The organism is Actinomyces sp. oral taxon 175 str. F0384 (genome assembly GCF_000223355.1).
Taxonomy (GTDB): Bacteria; Actinomycetota; Actinomycetes; order Actinomycetales; family Actinomycetaceae; genus Actinomyces; species Actinomyces oris.
The window spans coordinates 604553-623943 of record NZ_AFUR01000006.1 but is presented as its reverse complement, the minus strand read 5'-3'; the positions used below and the strand labels follow the sequence as shown (position 1 = coordinate 623943).

The window sequence follows — 19391 nt, the reverse complement described above, 5'->3', positions numbered from 1 at the left end:
GCAGTCCTCGTCGAAGAAGGACGTCCCCGATCGGGTACCTACTGGGACTGCTCCTCGGGCTCCGGCACCCCGCGGAACACCCACAGCCGGATGAACACGTAGAGGTAGATGCCCTCGCAGCAGGCTGAGATGACGCGCGCCAGCTCGGCGTTGACCCCGAACCAGTGCAGCAGCGAGGACAGCCCCAGGATGAAGATGACGTACTGGCTGACGACCCCGGCCATGTAGCCCGCCCCCTGCTGGACGACGTGCCCGTGGGCCTGGAAGTTCAGCCACCGGTTGAGCAGGAAGGAGTAGACGGCCGCGATGGCGTAGCCGACCGTGACCGCCACCGGGTAGAACCAGTGAAGGTGGTTGTAGAACACCCACAGGCAGGTGATGTCCAGGAAGAAGGCGGAGCCGTTGATGATCGCGTAGCCGATGAAGGTCACCGGCAGCCGACGGCGCACGAAGCCCGGCAGGACGGAGTGGATCGCCGTGATGAGGCGCAGGAAGACTTCCGGGGCGCGGCGGGTCGTGGAGGCGGAGGACTCGACGGTGGACGCAGCTCCTTCAGCGGTTGTGGTCCCGGGGGCCCGGTCGTCCGTCGTGGTTCCTGCCATGAGGTGTCCTTCCCTGTGAACGCTCCTGTCAGGGGGAGTCTTCCCCGACCGCGCCGGATGGGCAAGTTCCGAAAGGAGGAACAGCGGCCCGCCGGCTCATCCTTGCGGCGCAGAGGCGGCCGGCGTCAGGGCCTGGGCGACCTCGCGGCGCAACAGCTCGCCGCCGGCGTCGGCCGGGTGGTGGATAGTGCGCAAGCCCACCTCGCGGGCCGCGGCGATGTTGGTGGCGCTGTCATCGACGAACAGGGCCTGGTCCGCCTCCACCCCCGCCAGCTCCAGCAGCCGGTGGAAGTAGGCGGCATCCGGCTTGGCCACCCCCAGCGTGCAGGAGTAGCCGTCGATGTCGCACAGGCCGTCATAGCCCAGCTGCTCGCGCATCCAGGCCCGACGCTCCCACTGCTGATTGGTGGCCAGGACCGTGGTGTAGCCCGCCTCGCGCAGGTCCCTCACCAGCTGCCAGGCCACGGGGTCGGGTGTGGCCCGGTGCCACATCTCCAACAGGTCCGATGCGCGCAGCTCCAGCCCCAGGCTCTCCACCACCCGCTCCAGCAGCTCGGTGAGGGTCTCCCGACCTGCCAGGGCGTCGGTCTCACCATCGATCATGGCCTGGGTGAAGGCGGGTCCGCCGCCGCGGGTCAGCGCCTCGCCCCACGGGGTGCCGATGAGCTGAAGGACGCCGTCGGCATCGAGCAGGACGGCGCGCACGGGTGTGGACGAGGCGGGCGGGATGACCGGCTGAGAGATGCTCACGCCCCGATTCTGCCCTACCTCGCGGTGGGATTTCTTGGGAGGTCGGTCGGGGCGTGGGGCGCACCGGTGGAAGACTGGGGCCATGACTGATGCCGCCAGCGCCCCCACCAGCACCCCCACCCGTGACGCCGCCGAGATCCTGCGCGACGACGACGCCTACACCGACTCCCTCATCGACTTCGTCACGGCCTCTCCCAGCTCCTACCACGCCGCCGCCGAGGTCGCCCGCCGCCTGGAGGAGGCCGGCTTCACCCGTGCCGACGAGACCATCACCTGGCAGGAGGACCTGCCGCGGCGCGGCTACGTCATCCGCGACGGCGCCATCGCCGCCTGGGCTCTGCCCGAGACGCTCAACCCGGGGGCGGGCCTGCGCATCGTCGGCGCCCACACCGACTCCCCGGCCCTCAAGCTCAAGCCCGCCGCCGCCCTCGTCCGCTCCGGCTGGCAGCTCATCAACGCCGAGGTCTACGGCGGCCCCCTGCTCGCCTCCTTCCTCGACCGCGAGCTGGGCCTGGCCGGACGCCTGACCACCCGCGACGGCGCCGTCCACCTCGTGCGCACCGGCCCCATCGCCCGCGTGTCCCAGATCGCCCCGCACCTGGACCGCAGCGTCAACGACACCCTCCACCTGGACCGACAGACCCACCTGCTGCCCCTGTGGTCACTGGCCGCACCCGACGCCGCCGCCGACGCCGTCGAGACCCACCTGTGCGAGATCGCCGGCATCGACCCGGCCGAGCTCGCCGGCCACGACGTCCTGACCTATCCCACCCAGGCGCCCGCCCGCTTCGGCCGGCGCGGAGAGTTCCTGGCCTCCTCGCGCCTGGACAACCTCTCCTCCGTCCACGCCGGACTGGTCGCCCTCGAGGCGCTCGCGGCCGCCGGGACCGAGCCCGCCGAGCCTGTCATCCTGGTCGCCTTCGACCACGAGGAGGTCGGCTCGGACACCCGCTCCGGGGCGGGCGGCCCTTTCCTCGAGACGCTCCTGCGGCGCCTGGCCCGGGTCCTGGGCGTCAGCGGTGACCGCCTCGAGGCCCTCCTGGCCCGCTCGACCTGCCTGAGCGCCGACGCCGGGCACTCCGTCCACCCCGCCTACGCCCACCTGCACGACCCGGCCGTCCAGCCGCTCATCAACCACGGGCCCCTGCTCAAGATCAACGCCCAGCAGCGCTACGCCACCGACGCCGCGGGCGCCGCGATCTGGGCACGGGCCTGCACGGCGGCGGGCGTGCCCAGCCAGGACTTCGTCTCCAACAACGCCGTGCCCTGCGGCTCCACCATCGGCCCCATCACCGCCACCCGCCTCGGCATCACCACGGTCGACGTCGGCGTGCCCCTGCTGAGCATGCACTCGGCCCGCGAGATGGGTGGCGTCAAGGACGGTCCCTGGCTCGCCCAGGCCCTGCACGCCTACTGGCAGGGGGCCTGAGCGTGGCGGGGCAGCGAGCCGGCCGCAGGGACCGGCCGGACTCGCCGATCCGCGCCGCCGGCGTGCACGGCGCCGCCCCCTGCCCCTGCGGCAGCGGCGCGACCTACGCCCAGTGCTGCGAGCCGCTCCACGACGGCGCCCCGGCACCCACCGCCCAGGCCCTCATGCGCTCGCGCTACACGGCCTTCGTCGTCGGCGACGAGGACTACCTCTTCCGCACCTGGCACCCGCGCACCCGCCCCGAGGGGCCCTACTGCCACCCCGGGACCCGGTGGACGGGACTGGTCATTCACGAGACCGTCGACGGTGGGCCGGACGACGAGACCGGCCTCGTGGAGTTCACCGCCACCTACCGCAGCGGCGACGGGCGCGGGGCAGTGGTGGACGACGCCCTGCGCGAGCGCTCCCGCTTCACCCGCCGCGCCGGCCGCTGGCTCTACCTCGACGCCGTCGGATAGTGCCGGCGGCCCAGGGGTGACCAGAGCGGACGGGACAGATGGAGCCCCGCTCAGCTCCAGGTGCCGCGCCAGTACTGGATGGGCCAGGGGGCCTCCTCCCAGGAGCGCACCCCCAGGTCGGCCGCCCAGCGCAGCGGCAGGTAGGGGTCGCGCAGGGCTGCCCGGCCCACGGCGATCGCGTCGGCCTGTCCGGAGATGAGCGCCTGCTCGGCCTGGGCCGCCTCCTCGATGAGACCCACGCCCACCACCGGGACGTCGCTGCCGGCCACGGCCCGCTTGACCTGCTCGGCCAGCGGCAGCTGGTAGCCGGGCCCCACCGGGACCTCGGCCGGGACGTTCCCGCCGCTGGAGATGTGCAGGACGTCGACACCGGCCTCCACCAGCTCGCGGCTGAAGGCGGCGGTCTCCTCGCCGGTGACGCCGCCCTCGGCCCAGTCCGAGGCCGACAGGCGGATGTCTAGCACCGTCTCCGGCCCGATGGCCTCGCGCACGGCCCGCACCACCTCGAGCGGGAAGCGCTGCCGGTTCTCTACGCTTCCGCCGTAGGAGTCGGTGCGCTGGTTGGACAGGGCGGAGCGGAACTCGTGGATGAGGTAGCCGTGGGCGCCGTGGATCTCGACGACGTCGTAGCCGGCCTCGACGGCGCGCCGCGCGGCCTCCGCGAAGGCCTCCACGATTCGACCGATCCCGGCCTCGTCCAACTCGCTGGGAACCGCGTGCTGGGGGAAGGGGATCGCGCTGGGGGCCAGCAGCTCCCAGCCCTCCAGGGTGCCGGTGCGCGCGCCCTCCACCTTGGGGCGCCACGGAGGGGTCCCCGACTTGCGCCCGCCGTGCCCGATCTGGATACCCGCCAGGGCCCCGCCGGCGTGGATCGCCTCCACCAGGCGGCGCTGGCCGGCGACCTGCTCATCCGACCACAGCCCCAGGTCGTTGGGGGACAGGCGCCCCTCCGGGGTGACCGCCGTGGCCTCCACGATGACCGTGCCGAAACCGCCCACCGCGCGGCTGGCGTAGTGGACCACGTGCCAGTCGGTGACGATGCCGTCCTGCGCCTCAACCGAGTACATGCACATCGGCGGTAGCCACAGGCGGTTGCGGGCGGTCAGCCCGCGCATGGTCATCGGCTCAAGAATGCGCAGCGTGCTGGAGGAGCTCATGGCCTCACGCTACTCTCCCGACCGCTCGGCCGACATGGGGCGGGAATCACCCGTGCGATGGCGCCATGGAACCCATAGGCTCCCGGGCGTGATCTCGCGTCCCGTCCCCGTCACCGACTGTGTCCAACGGCCCGTCCCCGTCTCCGACCCTCACCACCGGCCCGCCCCCATCACCCACGGCCCCGACGACGTCGCCCTCGTCTTCGAGAGCGGCGGCATGCGCGGGGCCTACACGGCCGGCCTCGTGCGCGTCATGCTGGAGGCGGGGCTGTCCTTCCCCTGGGTCGGGGGCATCTCAGCGGGCTGCACCAACACCTGCAACTTCGTCTCCCGGGACACCTGGCGCACCCGTGAGGCCTACCTGGGACTGACCACCGATCCCCAGGCCGGCGGCTGGGGCAGCTTCGTGACCGGCAAGGGCTACTTCAACTCCGAGCACATCTACCTGCACACCTCCGCCCCCGACGAGTCCATCCCCTTCGACTGGGAGACCTTCGCCGCCTCACCCACCACGGTGCGCCTGGGCGCCTTCCGCTGCGACACCGGCGAGGAGGTCTACTGGGGCCTGGAGGACATGCCCACCATGGGTGACCTGCTGGTGCGGGCCCGGGCGTCGTCGTCGATGCCGGTGCTCATGCCCATGGTCGAGGTCGACGGCGCCCCCTACGTGGACGGCGCCGTCGGACCCACCGGCGGCTTCGCCATCGACGCCGCCCGCGCCGACGGCTACGACAAGCTCCTCGTGGTCATGACCCGCCCCGAGGGCTACCGCAAGCCGCCCATGCGACGCCACGAGATCGAGATTCTCCAGCGGCTCTACCCCCGCTACCCGGCCCTGGTCCAGGCCGTCATCGACCGCCCCGAGAACTACAACCGCACCGTCGAGGAGCTGGAGCGCCTGCGCAGCCAGGGGCGCGCATACCTCTTCCGGCCCGAGCGCATGCCCATCGCCAACGGCGAGCTGCGCTACGACCGCATCGTCACCGCCTTCGAGGCCGGGCTGGCCCAGGCCCGCCGCGAGCTTCCCGCCATTGAGGCCTTCCTGGCGAGCTGAGCTCAGTGCGGCAGGGCGACGCCATAGCGGTCGATGTCTTGGCCCTCATCGAATCCGAAGGTGATGATCGGGGGCACCGGCTTGCCGCCGTCGAGGGAGGCGGCCAGCAGCTCCAGGACGTGGCGCTCGTGCGGCGGGACCGCCTCGGGCAGGTCGGTCAGTGAGAACCAGCGCAGACCTGCGTTCTTGGCCGGCTCACGCACGGCCGGCGTGCCCGTCCAGGTCCGCACCGTGAAGAACAGGTCGATGCGCTGCTCCAGGGCCGCGCCGCCCAGGTCATTGGTGCGGTGCATCGCCGTCAGCGCGTTGAGGTCCCTCGCCTCGACGCTAATGCCCAGCTCCTCATCGGTCTCGCGCAGAGCCGTCTCCAGGACGCTCTCGGCGGCCTCGACGTGCCCCGAGGCGCCGCAGGCCCAGTGCCCGTCCATGTAGCCGGTGTTCCGCCGCAGCTGGAGGAGCACCTGGGGCGCGCTGCTCGCCGCCCCGGCGTCCCGTTCCACGGCACCCGGATCGGGACGCAGGAGGTAGACGTAGGCGGCGGGAACGAGGGTGAAGGAGTGGGCTGCCATGGCGACCACCGTAGACCAGGTGCCGGAGCGGAGCCGGACGGGTGGGGGATATGAGGAGAACGGTCGGGATACGGAAGACGGGGACTCATGAAACCATCAGGAATGTAGGCGATGCTCCGGTGCAGTCAGTCATCAGTGGCCGTCTACGGCAGCTTTGCAGCGTGCCCGTCCTGGGGCATCTGAGAATCACCTCGACGGTAACGCTGCCGGCTCGACGTCGGACAACTAGGATCCACCCTGGGGTGACGGGAGATCTCGGCCCCAGTCCGCGGACCCGACGTCGCCGCCGACCGCCAGTCGTCGACACGATCAATGATGACCGATGCCGACCTGAGCCCGACCGACGCCCCGTTGACGTCGATTGACGACGCTGCTTGAGGAGGACCCGATGCAGACCAGCCTTACTCGGCTCACAGCCGACGACGGAACGCGTCTGGTCGTGCACATCTGGCTCCCCGAGTGGCTCATCGACGGCTCCCTCCTGGTGGCCGACGCCCCCGAGACCGACGCCCCAGCGCCCACCTCGGCCGCGATGCGCGCGCAGGTACCCGGCGCCGCCCGCCCCCGGGGCATCATCGTCATCGCCCACGGCATGGCCGAGCACGCCTCGCGCTACGCCCGCTTCGCCGCCTCGGCGGTGGAGGAGGGCTATGCGGTCCTGGCCGGCGACCACCGCGGCCACGGGGCCACCGCCGCCCCGGGCGGCTTCGGCTTCGTCGCCGAGAAGGGCGGCTGGGAGAGGGTCGTGGCCGACATGGGCACCGTGCTGGACGCGGCCCGGCGGGCCTGGCCCGATGTTCCGGTCTTCCTCATGGGCCACTCCTGGGGCTCCTTCCTGGCTCGCGACCTGGCCGCGCGCCGCGGCGGTGAGCTGGCCGGCCTCATCCTGCTGGGGACCGGCTCAGGAACTGGTGCGCTGACCCGTCCCGCCGCCGCGGTCTGTGCCGGGGAGTCCCGGCTGCGCGGCCCGCGCCACCCCTCTCGGCTGCTCAACGCGCTCGCCTTCGGCCCCTACCAGCGCCACTTCGCCCCCAACCGCACCGAGGCCGACTGGATCAGCCGGGACGTTCATGAGGTCGACCGCTACGTCGCCGACCCCTGGTGCGGATTCGTGTGCACCGCCAGCTTCTTCCGCGACCTCGTTGCCGGAGGAAGGGCCGTCAATACGGCCGCCCACGCCACGGCCGTGCCCGCGCAGCTGCCTATGCTCCTGGCCTCCGGTGACCGGGACCCGGTCGGCGCCATGGGGCGGGGCGTCCAGCGCTCCGCCACCCTCTACCGCCGCGCCGGCGTGCGGGAGGTCTGCGTCATCCTCTATCCGGGCGGGCGCCACGAGCTGCTCAACGAGACCAATCGGGATCAAGTCACCGGCGACATCCTCACCTGGATCGACGGACACCTGCCTGAACTGTGAGAACCGACGGGTAATCACGGATTCTCAGGCGGATACCCGGGTAATTGTTGTAGGAAACCTACAAGTTGCGCGGTGGCTCTTCGGTGGGAACCGGTCGTTCGTCAACTCTGCGATCCCCGTAGGGTGGAGTCATGGTCACCAAACTCTCCTCCACGTCAGCCGCCGGCAGCCTCGCCCACAGTCCCGCGCTCGCCCGCGTTCGCGAGGCCGGCCTGGTCCTGGCCGGAACGCTCTCCCTGATCCTCATCGGTCAGATCACGATCCCCCTGCCCTTCACTCCCGTTCCGATCACCATGGGTACCTTCGCGGCCCTGGGTGTCGGTGCCGTGCTCGGCTCGCGCCGTGGCGCCCTGTCCGCGCTGCTCCTCGGTGCCCTGGCCGCTGTTGGGGCCCCGGTCCTGCACGGCTGGAAGGGCGGCGCCATCGTGACCTTCGGTTACGTCGTCGGATACGTCCTCATCGCCCTCATCGCCGGACGCGCCGCCACCGTGTGGTCGCGCCACTCCGGCTCCATGGCATCTCGGGTCGCCACCGGTGTCGCCCTCATGCTGCTGGCCTCGGCCTCGGTCTACGTCCCGGGCCTCATCTGGCTGAAGGTCGCCACCGGCGCCAGCTGGAGCACTGCCCTGAGCCTGGGCCTGGTGCCCTTCATCGCGGGAGACATCCTGAAGTCCGTGGTCGCCACCGGCCTGCTCCCCGCGCGCAGCCGCCTTCGCTGACGGCCTGACGACGCGGGTCGGACCCTCCGTGTGCCCCGCCGGGCTCCGCGCTCGGCGGGGCACACGGGCCTGAGGGCCCGCTTCGGGGTGGTCGGAGGGGGTTAGAGTGCCCGTATGAGTCAGCCCGAAAGGCGGGCCGTACCCGTCCTGTCCGTCATGGACATGGTCCCCGTCAGCGCCGGATGCAGCCGCACCGACGCTCTTACCGACATGATCGCCCTGGCTCGAGCCGCCGACGCCGCCGGCTATGAGCGCTACTGGTTGGCCGAGCACCACGGCTCCACCACCTACCTGTCCTCGGCGACCATCGTCCTCATGGGGCAGGTCCTGGCCGCCACCGAGCGCCTGGGTGTCGCCTCCGGCGGGATCATGCTGCCCAACCACGCCCCGCTCGTCGTCGCCGAGCAGATCGGAACCCTGGCCACCCTCTACCCCGGCCGGGTCGATCTGGGACTGGGGCGGGCCCCGGGCACCGACCGGCGCACGGCCGCTGCACTGCGCCGGCGGGCCTCCGAACCGGGTCGTTTCGCCGAGGAGATCCTGGAGATCCTCGCCTACCTCGGTGACGAGCCCGTGCCGGAACGGGTCCCCGGCTCCCTCCTCCTGGGCGCCCCCGGCAATCCCGACGATGCCCTCCACGCCCCTGAGCCCGGCGGCCCCCGCGTGCGGGCCATCCCCGGGGAGGGCACCCACCCGACCGTGTGGGTGCTCGGCTCCTCGGTCAACGGCGCCCGCGTGGCCGGCCGGCTCGGACTTCCCTTCGCCGTGGCCTCGCACTTCGCCCCGGTCCAGGCCGAGGCGGCGATCGCCACCTACCGCTCCGTCCTGGAGTCCCGTACCGAAGACGCTCCCGGCCCTCAGGGCGCGCCGGATGTTCCCCGGGTCGCAGCCGCCGTCAACGTCATGGTGGCCCCCAGCCAGGAGGAGGCCCGCCTGCTGTTCAGCACCGCCATGGCCGCCGTCGCCCGCATCGTCGGCAACCGGCCCGGGCCGCTGGACCCGCCCAGCCAGGACCCCCAGGCCTGGCGCGCCTACGCGCCCGGCCGGGAGGGGGCCGTCGAGGCGGCCATGTCCCTGTCCTTCGTGGGCACGGCCGACGACGTCGCCACCCGCCTGCGTGAGCAGGCCGCCCGGTGGGACCTCGACGAGATCCTCGTGGTCACCTACGCCCACGACCCGGCCCTGCGGCGCCGCTCCTACGAGCTGCTCGCCCAGGCCTGGAACGCCTGAGACCACCGGGTTCTCACGGTTTGACTCCCGTGCTACGTGACGGTCCTGTTTCCTCGGTGGACGTACTATCCCCGCCTGTGGGCGGCGCCTGAGCCCCTCAGTGCGCCGGCAACCCTCTGTCCCAGTGACGAATCCCCGTCGGTTCCATGCCCCATGGAGGTCGCATGAACAACGCCCTGACTGTGTCGCGCCGTGGCTTCGGGCTCGGCGCGGCCGCCTTCGGCCTGCTCCTGGTCTCAGGATGCTCGCGCGGATCGGGTTCGGAAGGAGGCGGGCTGGGCAGCGGCAGCGGCAAGCTGACCCTGGCCTACAACTCCGACGGCCCCCACAAGACCTGGGCCGAGGCCGTGTGCCACTCGGTGTCCAACGTCCTGGGCATCACCATGGAGCCCCTGCCGGTGGCCCAGTTCTCCGAGATGCGCTCGGCCATTACCAAGCACACCCTCCTGGGCGCCTTCCGCTCCGGATGGTCGGCCGACTACCCCTCGCTGGAGAACTTCCTCAACGCCACCTTCCAGACCGGCGCCAGCGCCAACGACGCCCAGTACTCCTCGAAGACCTTCGACGACCTCCTGACTCAGGCCGCGGCCGCCACCGACCCCCAGACCGCCTACGGCTATTTCCGCCAGGCCCAGTCCCAGCTCTTCACCGACCTGCCCGGCATCCCGCTGTGGTACCAGAACGGCTTCGGCGGCTACTCCCGCAACGCGTCCAACGTCGACTTCGACTGGAGGGCCATCCCGGTCTACGAGGAGGCCCGCTCCAGCGCCAACGGCGGCGTCATCCTGGCCAACAACACCGAGCCCCAGAACTCGCTGCTGCCCACCAACACCAACGAGTTCGGTGGTGGGCGGGTCCTCGACCTGATCTATGCCGGTCTGATCCGCTACGACAAGGACGGTAACGTCATCAACGAGGTGGCCTCTTCCATTGAGACCACGGACAACCAGCACTTCACGATCACTCTCAAACCGGGCTGGACCTTCTCCGACGGCAGCCCGGTGACCGCCGACTCCTTCATCAAGGCATGGAAGTTCGGCGCTCTGCTGTCCAATGCCCAGCTCGGCTCCTCCTTCTTCGAGCGGATCAAGGGCTTCTCCTACGACGAGGACTCCGAGCTGACCGGGTTGACCAAGGTCAATGACCTCACCTTCACAGTCGAGCTGAACGCCCCGGCGTCGGACTTCAAGATCAGCCTGGGCCACTACGCCTACTACCCGATGCCGGAATCCGCCTTCAAGGACATCAAGGCCTACGGCAACAAGCCCGTGGGCAACGGCCCCTACCGGCTCGTCTCCTGGGACCACGACAGCCGGATGGTCCTGGAGCCCAACCCCGCCTACGCCGGCGGGCGCACCGTGGCGAACAAGGGCGTCACCTTCAAGCTGTACACGAGCTACGACTCGGTCTACAACGACCTGCTCGCCGATGCCATCGACATCGCCGACGGAGTCCCCGACTCCTTCCTGCCGATCTTCCAGAAGCAGCTGGGCGAGCGTGCCATCAACAAGCCGGCCGCATACTTCCAGGGACTCGCCATCGACGTCACCCATGAGCACTGGAAGATGGACGAGGAGGGACGCGCCCGCCGCGCCGCCATCTGCCGGGCCATCGACCGCAAGCTCATCTGCGACAAGCTCTACTACGGCACCCGCACGCCCGCCAAGGACTTCACCGCCCCCACCGTTGCGGGCTGGACGGCAGATGTCCCGGGCAACGAGGTCCTCACCTACGACCCGGACGAGGCCAGACGCCTGTGGGCGCGGGCCGAGGCCATCTCCAAGTTCTGAGGGAGGAAGAAGGAGACATGCTTCGCTACGTCGCACGCAGGCTGCTGCAGATGGTCCCGGTGTTCTTCGGTGCCACGCTGCTCATCTACGCCATGGTCTTCGCCCTGCCGGGCGACCCGATCGCCGCGCTCGGGGGCCAGCGCTCGCTCAGCCCCGAGGTGATCGACCAGATCAAGGCCAGCTACCACCTCGACAAGCCCTTCATCGTCCAGTACCTGCTCTACCTCAAGGGACTGTTCACCCTGGATCTGGGCCAGTCGCTGCGGGGGACCGAGTCCGTCCTCGACGTGCTGGTGCGGGCCTACCCGATCACCATCAAGCTCTCCCTCATGGCCCTGGCCTTCGAGGCCATCGCAGGTATCGGCTTCGGCCTCATCGCCGGGGTGAGGAAGGGCGGCTGGTTCGACGCCACCGTCCTGGTGCTCTCCCTGGTGGTCATCGCCGTGCCCACCTTCGTCATCGGCTTCGTCCTGCAGTTCATCGTCGGGGTGCGGCTGGGCTGGCTGCCCGTGACCGCCGGTGAGAGCCCCGGTTTCACCGAGCTCCTCATGCCCGCGGTCGTGCTGGGCGCCGTCTCCTTCGCCTACGTGCTGCGTCTGACCCGCACCGAGGTGGCCGAGAACCTCACCGCCGACCACGTGCGCACCGCCCGGGCCAAGGGCCTGAGCGGGGTCCGCGTCATGATCGTCCACGTCCTGCGCAACTCCCTGGTCCCGGTCGTCACCTTCCTGGGTGCGGACCTGGGGGCCCTCATGGGAGGCGCCATCGTCACCGAGGGCATCTTCAACATCAAGGGCGTGGGCGGCACCCTCTACTCCGCCATCATCCGCGGTGACGGCCCCATGGTCGTGTCCTTCACGACCGTGCTCGTGCTCGTCTTCATCGTCTCCAACCTCCTGGTGGACCTGCTCTACGCCGCCCTGGACCCGAGGATCCGCTATGCCTGAGAACACCACGTCCCCCACTACCCGCCCGGGCCAGGAGCGCTTCGTCATCGCCGACGACGAGATCGGCCTGGGTGCCGTCGACGCCGTCGCCGACGAGTCCGCCCCGGCCTCCGTCTGGGTCGACGCCTGGAGGCAGCTGCGCCGTCGGCCCATCTTCTGGGTGGCCTCGGTGCTCATCGCCGTGGCCGTGGCCTTCTCCCTGGTCCCCGGGCTCATCGCCCCGCGCGACCCCGGCTACTGCACGCTGGTCAACTCCTATCAGGGGCCCTCCTGGGGCCACCCCTTCGGATTCGACATCCAGGGCTGCGACATCTTCGCCCGCACGGTCCACGGGGCTCGGGCCTCGGTGAGCGTGGGCATCTTCACCACCCTCGTCGTGGTCCTCGTCGGCTCGGCCGTCGGGGCCCTGGCCGGGTTCTTCGGCGGGTTCTTCGACGCGCTGCTCTCGCGCGTCACTGACATCTTCTTCGCCGTGCCCTTCGTCCTGGCGGCCATCGTCGTCATGCAGATGTTCCGCAACGACCGCTCGATCCTCACCGTCATCCTGGTCCTGGCCCTGTTCGGCTGGCCCCAGATCGCCCGCATCACGCGAGGCTCGGTCATGAGCGTCAAGAACGAGGACTACGTGACCGCCTCGCGGGCACTGGGCTCAGGACGCATGGCCATGCTGCTGCGCCACGTCATGCCCAACGCCGCCGCCCCCATCATCGTGACCGCCACCGTCGAGCTCGGCGTCTTCATCGTCTCTGAGGCCACCTTGAGCTTCCTGGGCATCGGCCTGCCCTCCTCGGTCGTCTCCTGGGGCGCAGACATCGCGGCCGCCAAGGACGCCCTCAACAGCCACCCCAGCGTCCTGCTCTTCCCCGCCGGCGCACTGGCCCTGACCGTGCTCGGCTTCATCATGCTCGGCGACGTCGTCCGCGACGCCCTGGACCCGAAGGCCCGCAAGTGACACCCTCCAACGCATCCACCGCCACCGCCTCAGGCGCCTCCGACAAGACCTTCGCCCCCGCGGCCTCCTGGAAGGCCGAGAGCGACCCCCTCCTGGAGATCAGCGACCTGGAGGTCGCCTTCCGCTCCTCGACCGGGCTCGTCCCGGCCGTGCGCAAGGCGAACCTGACCCTCTACCCCGGCCAGTCCGTGGCCATCGTGGGGGAATCGGGCTCGGGCAAGTCCACCCTGGCCCACGCCGTCATCGGGCTGCTGCCCGGAACCGGTCGGGTCACCGGCGGCACGATCCGCTTCCAGGGCCGCGACATCACTCATCTGGGCACCCAGGAGCTCACCGCCCTGCGCGGCTCCTCCATCGGACTGGTGCCCCAGGACCCCATGTCCAACCTCAACCCGGTGTGGTCCATCGGCTTCCAGGTCAAGGAGGCGCTGCGGGCCAACGGCCTGGCCGGCGTCGCCGACGACCGCCTCGCCCACCTCATGGTCGAACATGCCGAGCACACTGGGCACGCGGGGCGCGCTGGGCGTGCCGACCGCGCCCAGAAGGCGGCCCCCTCGGCCGGCGGGCGCATCGACGTCGACGAGCAGGTGGCCCTCCTGCTGGAGCAGGCCGGCCTGCCCGAGGCCTCCCGGCGGGCCAAGCAGTACCCCCACGAGTTCTCCGGCGGCATGCGCCAGCGCGCCCTCATCGCCATCGGCCTGGCCGCCCGCCCCGACCTGCTCATCGCCGATGAGCCCACCAGCGCCCTGGACGTCACCGTCCAGCGACGTATCCTCGACCACCTCCAGACCCTCGTGCGCGAGCTGGGCACCGCGATGCTCTTCATCACCCACGACCTGGGGCTGGCCGCTGAGAGGGCCGAGCACATCGTTGTTATGCACCGCGGCCGGGTCGTCGAGTCCGGTCCCAGCCTCGAGGTGCTCCAAGACCCCCGCCATCCCTACACCCAGCGTCTGGTCAAGGCCGCCCCCTCCCTGGCCTCCCGGCGCATCGAGTCCGCCCACGCCCGCGGCATCCAGGTCACCGACGACGAGCTCCTGGGCGCCAGCCTGGGATCGAGCGCCACCGAGGAGATCCTGCGCGTGGAGCACCTCACCAAGGTCTTCGAGGTGCGCGGCGCCAAGGGCAAGGACAAGACCCTCACCGCCGTCGACGACGTCAGCTTCGGTATCCGCAAGGGCACGACGACGGCGCTCGTCGGTGAGTCCGGCTCGGGCAAGTCCACGGTCGCCAACATCATCCTGAACCTCATCGACCCCACCTCCGGCAAGGTGTTTCACGACGGGGTGGACCTGTCCACCCTGGGGCCCAAGGAGCTCTTCGCCCTGCGGCGCATCATGCAGCCGGTCTTCCAGAACCCCTACGGCTCCCTGGACCCGATGTACTCGATCTTCCGCGTCGTCGAGGAGCCGCTGAGGGTCCACGGGATCGGCACGGCCAAGGAGCGCGAGGCGCGCGTCGCCGAGCTGCTCGACATGGTCTCCCTGCCGCGCTCGGTCATGCGCCGCTACCCCCACGAGCTCTCCGGGGGGCAGCGCCAGCGCGTCGCCATCGCCCGCGCCCTGGCCCTCAAGCCGCAGATCGTCGTCCTTGACGAGGCGGTCTCCGCCCTGGACGTGCTGGTCCAGGCCCAGATCCTGCGCCTGCTGTCCGACCTGCAGGCCGAGCTGGAGCTGACCTACCTGTTCATCACCCACGACCTGGCCGTCGTGCGCCAGATCGCCGACGACGTCGTCGTCATGGAGCACGGGCGCACCGTGGAGTCCGGGGCGGCCGATGAGCTCTTCGCCAACCCGCGCCAGGACTACACCCGCGAGCTCATCCGGGCCGTCCCCGGAGCCGGCATCGACCTCTACGGCGATGAGGCACCCTCCGGGTCCGAGAGCTGAGGATGGACATCTGACGACGCGGCGGTGGACTTCTATCCACCGCCGCGTTTCATTTCCCCTCCGATATCGACCAGGCGGGCATTTCCTGAATGCTGGAAATGTATCCATTGAGTTTCACTCAACAGGTATTGTGACCCCGTTCATTTGTTCGTACACGGTGTCACCTTCACGGCTGTCAGGTGCTCGTGCCACGGGCCGGTGTTCCACGTACCGGTGGGTTGTCCGAAGGAGGAGAACGCATGCTCCCGTACCTGGCGCGCCGGATCGCGAACTACGCGGTCCTGCTGTTCATCGCCACATCGTTGGCCTATCTACTGGCCTCGGCCTCCCTGGATCCGTCGGCCCTGTGGAACCGTCAGGACCCTTCCCTCAACTGGGACGCCATTCACGCCAACCTCGTGAAGTACAACATCAGTCACGACCTGCCCGTGTGGGACCGCTACGTCACCTGGCTGCGCAACGTGCTCTTCCACTGGGACTGGGGGCGCACCCCCAAGGGTGAGCTCATCAATACCCTCATCGGCACCAAGATCTTCGTCTCGGTGCGGCTGGTCTTCCTGGGTGCCGCTATCGGCATGGTCGGGGGAGTGGCCCTGGGGGCCTGGACCGCCACGCGCCAGTACCGCTTCTCCGACCGCGTGACCTCCCTGATCTCCATGATTATCATCTCCACCCCAGCCATGGTCATCGCGATCCTCCTGCAGGTCCTGGCCGTCCAGATCAACCGCAGCTCCGGCTTCCAGATCTTCGAGTTCACCGGTGAGGGGGAGGGCGCCCTCGGTCGCCTCCAGCACCTGCTGCTTCCCACCCTGTCGATGTCGCTGGGCGGTATCGCCTCCTACTCCCGCTTCCAGCGCAACCTCATGCTCGACACCCTGGGCGCCGACTACGTGCGCACCGCCCGCGCCAAGGGCCTCATCAAGCGCAAGGCGCTGACCCGCCACGCGCTGCGCACCGCGCTCATCCCCATGGCCACCTACTTCGCCTTCGCCCTGGCCACCCTGTTCACCGGTGCCGCCATCACCGAGCGGGTCTACGGCTGGCACGGCATGGGCGAGTACTCCATCAGCGCGATCTCCGGCATGGACATCAACGGAGTGACGGCCGTGGTCGCCTTCTCCGGGCTGTGCACCCTCACCGGCGCGCTCCTGTCCGATGTCTTCGTGGCGATCGTCGACCCGAGAGTGAGGGTGAGCTGACCCATGGCGCGCAATGCTGAACCCAACGGGATGGCCTCCATCGGCAAGCAGATGACGGTGGGCGGCTATGCCGCCGTCGAGCAGGGCGGGGAGGCCCCGCTGAGCCCCGAGGACCTGGGCGACATCACCAAGGAGACCCCCAGGGACTCCCGGCGTCTGACCCGCAGGCAGATCATCACCCGGCGCTTCTGGCGCAACAAGGGGGCCGTCGTCGGCGCGATCGGCTTCCTGCTCATGGTGCTCTTCGCGCTCCTCGGTGACGCCGCGACCCACTGGACCTTCACCGACGTCGACTCCTCCGCCTTCCTGCAGGCCCCCAGTGCCGACCACTGGTTCGGCACCACCCAGGGCGGCCGCGACGTCTATGCGATGGTCGTGGAGGGCACCCGCAAGTCCATGATGATCGGCGTCTTCGTCGCCCTGCTCCAGACGGGCATCGCCGCCGTCATCGGTTCCTCGGCCGCCTACTTCGGCGGCTGGTGGGAGAAGATCGCCCTGTGGGCCACTGACCTGCTCCTGGTGGTGCCCTCCTTCCTCATCATCGCGATCCTCTCCCAGCGGGCCGGAGCCGCCAAGGGCTCCATCGCGCTGTTCATCATCCTGCTGGCCGGCTTCGGGTGGATGCTCACGGCCCGCGTGGTGCGCTCCCTGACGCTGAGCGTGAAGAACCTGGAGTACGTCAATGCCGCCCGCTTCATGAACGTGCCCAGTCCCGTCATCATCGCCCGGCACATCCTGCCCAATATCGCCTCCCTGCTCATCGTGGACGCCACCATCAACGTGGCCTACGCCGTCATCAGCGAGACGACGTTGTCCTACTTCGGTTTCGGGGTCCAGTCGCCCAACACCTCCTTGGGCACCCTCATTGCCGAGGGGCAGCGCTCCGCGACCACCTACCCCTGGATCTTCCTGGCCCCGGCCGCCGTGCTCGTCCTCATGCTCCTGTGCGTCAACGTCATGGGTGACGGTCTGCGCGATGCCATCGATCCCTCGTCCAAGTCAGGAGGCAAGGCATGAGCCCCACGAGCAGCACCCGCACTTCCGCCGAGGCCACGAAGAGTGCCGCGGCCGTGCCCGCCGTCGATGCCCGCAGAGGCGACGACGCGCTGCCGGACCCCACCAGCACGGCTCCGCTGCTGGAGGTCTCCGACCTGCAGGTCTCCTTCCCCTCCGAGGACGGGCGCGTCAACGCCGTGCGCGGAGTCAACCTGTCCGTCGCCCGCGGTGAGGTGCTGGCCCTGGTCGGTGAGTCCGGCTCGGGCAAGTCCGTCACCTCGACGGCGGTCATGGGACTGCTCGACGAGTCCGCCGAGGTCACCGGCTCGGTGCGCCTCCACGGCACCGAGCTGCTGGGGCGGCCCGACGGCTACATGTCCCGCATCCGCGGCTCCCAGGTCGCCATGGTCTTCCAGGACCCGCTCAGCGCCCTGACCCCCGTGTACACGGTGGGCGCCCAGATCGTCGAGGCCCTGCGGATCCACCAGCCCGGCATGAGCGAGGCGGACGCCCACAAGCGCGCCGTCGAGCTGCTCGACCTGGTGGGCATCCCCAACCCGCAGGTGCGCGCCAAGGCCTACCCCCACGAGTTCTCCGGCGGCATGCGCCAGCGGGCCGTCATCGCCATCGCGATCGCCAACGACCCCGATCTCATCATCGCCGACGAGCCCACCACGGCCCTCGACGTCACCATCCAGGCCCAGATCCTTGACGTGCTGCGCACCGCCCAGAAGGAGACCGGTGCCGGCGTCATCATGATTACCCACGACCTGGGAGTCGTGGCCGGCATGGCCGACCGGGTGGCCGTCATGTACGCCGGGCGCATCGTGGAGACCGGCGACGTCGACGACATCTTCTACCGCTCGCGCATGCCCTACACGATCGGCCTGCTCGGCTCCTTGCCCCGTCTGGACGCGCGCAAGGACTCGGCCCTGGCCACCCTGGAGGGCAACCCGCCCTCCCTGCTGGAGCTGCCCCGAGGGTGCCCCTTCATCCCCCGCTGCCCCATGGCCCAGGCCGAGTGCGCCCAGGAGGAGCCGGAGCTCACCCTCGTGGAGCGCGACGGGACCGACGGCCAGGAGGCCGGTTCCGGCGCCCAGTACTCGGCCTGCCACCGCCGCGACGAGATTGAGCGGGACCAGCTCGACTACTCCCACATCTACCCCGTGCCGGCTCTCAAGACTCCCGAGACCATGAGCCTGCCGCACGCCGAGCGCCCCGAGGTCCTGCGCGTCACCGACCTCGTCAAGGAGTTCCCCCTCATGAAGGGCGCCGTCTTCAAAAGACGCGTGGGCACCGTCCACGCCGTCGACGGCGTCTCCTTCGACGTCCGCCGGGGCGAGACCCTGGCCCTGGTCGGCGAGTCCGGATGCGGCAAGACCACCACCCTCATGGAGGTCCTCTCCCTCCAGGGGCCCCAGGAGGGCACGATCGTGGTCCTGGGCAAGGACACGGCCGACCTGGGGCGGGCCCAGCGCCGCCAGGTGCGCCGCGACCTGCAGATCGTCTTCCAGGACCCCATGGCCTCCCTGGACCCGCGCCTGCCGATCTTCGACATCATCGCCGAGCCGCTGCGGGCCAACGGCTGGAAGAAGGCGGACATCGGGCCGCGCATCGAGGAGCTCATGGGGCTTGTCGGGCTCGAGCCCAGCCACGCCAACCGCTACCCGCGCAACTTCTCCGGCGGGCAGCGTCAGCGCATCGGCATCGCCCGGGCCCTGGCCCTCGAACCCAGCCTCCTGGTCCTCGACGAGCCTGTCTCCGCCCTGGACGTGTCCATTCAGGCCGGTGTCATCAACCTGCTCGACGAGCTGCGCGCCACCATGGGGCTCAGCTACCTCTTCGTGGCCCACGACCTGTCAGTGGTGCGCCACATCGCCGACCGCGTCGCCGTCATGTACCTGGGGCGGATCGTGGAGATCGGCGACGTCGACACCATCTTCGAGGCCCCGGCCCACCCCTACACCCAGGCCCTGCTCTCGGCGATCCCCATCCCGGACCCGGCCAAGGAGCGCGGTCGCAGCCGCATCGTCCTGGAGGGCGACATGCCCAGCCCCGCCAACCCGCCCTCGGGTTGCCGCTTCCGCACCCGCTGCCCGAAGTTCGCCTCAGGACTCACCGACGACGAGCGCTCGGCCTGCCTGGGAGCCATGCCGGAGTTCCGCTCCCAGGGCGAGGACCACGACGTCGCCTGCTACTACCCCGAGCGCACCGCGGTCTTCTGACGTCCCTCGCC

17 protein-coding genes are annotated in these 19391 nt (G+C 70.1%); 13 read left to right on the top strand and 4 right to left on the bottom strand.

From position 1 onward, the window contains the following. Positions 1–38: 38 nt before the first annotated feature. Together HMPREF9058_RS11170 and HMPREF9058_RS11165 are read right to left on the bottom strand one after the other, a co-directional pair. On the bottom strand, positions 39–602 hold the full coding sequence (locus HMPREF9058_RS11170; protein WP_009747889.1) for a GtrA family protein: 564 nt from the start codon (positions 600–602) through the stop codon (positions 39–41). Between the two features lie 96 nt (positions 603–698). Next, positions 699–1352, bottom strand: coding sequence for an HAD family phosphatase (locus HMPREF9058_RS11165; protein WP_009407156.1), 654 nt, complete (start codon positions 1350–1352; stop codon positions 699–701). Positions 1353–1434: 82 nt separating this feature from the next. On the opposite strand from HMPREF9058_RS11165, the gene HMPREF9058_RS11160 reads away from it, so the two are divergent. Together HMPREF9058_RS11160 and HMPREF9058_RS11155 are read left to right on the top strand one after the other, a co-directional pair. Further along, a complete protein-coding gene (locus HMPREF9058_RS11160) occupies positions 1435–2781 on the top strand; it encodes a M18 family aminopeptidase (protein WP_009747747.1) in 1347 nt (448 codons plus the stop codon). A gap of 2 nt (positions 2782–2783) precedes the next feature. Then, complete coding sequence (locus HMPREF9058_RS11155) at positions 2784–3239, top strand: YchJ family protein (RefSeq protein WP_043538208.1); 456 nt, start codon at positions 2784–2786, stop codon at positions 3237–3239. A gap of 50 nt (positions 3240–3289) precedes the next feature. Here HMPREF9058_RS11155 and HMPREF9058_RS11150 read toward each other — a convergent pair whose 3' ends face one another. Beyond that, positions 3290–4396 carry an NADH:flavin oxidoreductase/NADH oxidase gene (locus HMPREF9058_RS11150; protein WP_009747728.1) on the bottom strand — a complete coding sequence of 369 codons (1107 nt, stop codon included), beginning with the start codon at positions 4394–4396 and terminating at the stop codon, positions 3290–3292. 88 nt (positions 4397–4484) lie between these two features. On the opposite strand from HMPREF9058_RS11150, the gene HMPREF9058_RS11145 reads away from it, so the two are divergent. Further along, positions 4485–5450, top strand: coding sequence for a patatin family protein (locus HMPREF9058_RS11145; protein WP_009747817.1), 966 nt, complete (start codon positions 4485–4487; stop codon positions 5448–5450). 2 nt (positions 5451–5452) lie between these two features. Here HMPREF9058_RS11145 and HMPREF9058_RS11140 read toward each other — a convergent pair whose 3' ends face one another. Next, a complete protein-coding gene (locus tag HMPREF9058_RS11140; RefSeq protein ID WP_009407291.1) occupies positions 5453–6019 on the bottom strand; it encodes an NUDIX domain-containing protein in 567 nt (188 codons plus the stop codon). A 388-nt stretch (positions 6020–6407) separates the two neighbouring features. Here HMPREF9058_RS11140 and HMPREF9058_RS11135 point away from each other — a divergent pair, with 388 nt between their 5' ends. The 10 genes from HMPREF9058_RS11135 to HMPREF9058_RS11090 all read left to right on the top strand — a co-directional run bounded on the left by HMPREF9058_RS11135 (position 6408) and on the right by HMPREF9058_RS11090 (position 19380). After that, positions 6408–7433, top strand: coding sequence for an alpha/beta hydrolase (locus HMPREF9058_RS11135; RefSeq protein ID WP_009407360.1), 1026 nt, complete (start codon positions 6408–6410; stop codon positions 7431–7433). 131 nt (positions 7434–7564) lie between these two features. Continuing rightward, positions 7565–8152: a biotin transporter BioY gene (locus HMPREF9058_RS11130; RefSeq protein ID WP_009407063.1), complete on the top strand. Its 588-nt coding sequence runs from the start codon at positions 7565–7567 to the stop codon at positions 8150–8152. A 114-nt stretch (positions 8153–8266) separates the two neighbouring features. Further along, complete coding sequence (locus HMPREF9058_RS11125; RefSeq protein ID WP_009747829.1) at positions 8267–9382, top strand: LLM class flavin-dependent oxidoreductase; 1116 nt, start codon at positions 8267–8269, stop codon at positions 9380–9382. A 164-nt stretch (positions 9383–9546) separates the two neighbouring features. Continuing rightward, a complete protein-coding gene (locus tag HMPREF9058_RS11120) occupies positions 9547–11172 on the top strand; it encodes an ABC transporter substrate-binding protein (protein WP_009407271.1) in 1626 nt (541 codons plus the stop codon). Positions 11173–11189: 17 nt separating this feature from the next. After that, positions 11190–12119, top strand: coding sequence for an ABC transporter permease (locus tag HMPREF9058_RS11115; protein WP_009407410.1), 930 nt, complete (start codon positions 11190–11192; stop codon positions 12117–12119). Then, positions 12112–13071 carry an ABC transporter permease gene (locus tag HMPREF9058_RS11110; RefSeq protein WP_009747766.1) on the top strand — a complete coding sequence of 320 codons (960 nt, stop codon included), beginning with the start codon at positions 12112–12114 and terminating at the stop codon, positions 13069–13071. The genes HMPREF9058_RS11115 and HMPREF9058_RS11110 overlap by 8 nt, the downstream gene beginning before the upstream one ends. Beyond that, positions 13068–14960, top strand: a complete 1893-nt coding sequence (locus tag HMPREF9058_RS11105; RefSeq protein WP_009747904.1) for an ABC transporter ATP-binding protein — start codon at positions 13068–13070, stop codon at positions 14958–14960. The genes HMPREF9058_RS11110 and HMPREF9058_RS11105 overlap by 4 nt, the downstream gene beginning before the upstream one ends. Before the next feature lie 239 nt (positions 14961–15199). After that, the gene (locus HMPREF9058_RS11100; protein WP_009747777.1) at positions 15200–16159 is read left to right on the top strand and encodes an ABC transporter permease; all 960 of its coding nucleotides are present in this window, start codon (positions 15200–15202) and stop codon (positions 16157–16159) included. Positions 16160–16189: 30 nt separating this feature from the next. After that, positions 16190–17176, top strand: coding sequence for an ABC transporter permease (locus HMPREF9058_RS11095; protein ID WP_009747860.1), 987 nt, complete (start codon positions 16190–16192; stop codon positions 17174–17176). Further along, the gene (locus HMPREF9058_RS11090) at positions 17173–19380 is read left to right on the top strand and encodes an ABC transporter ATP-binding protein (RefSeq protein WP_009407020.1); all 2208 of its coding nucleotides are present in this window, start codon (positions 17173–17175) and stop codon (positions 19378–19380) included. Before HMPREF9058_RS11095 ends, HMPREF9058_RS11090 begins: the two co-directional genes overlap by 4 nt. The last annotated feature ends 11 nt before the right edge of the window (positions 19381–19391 follow it).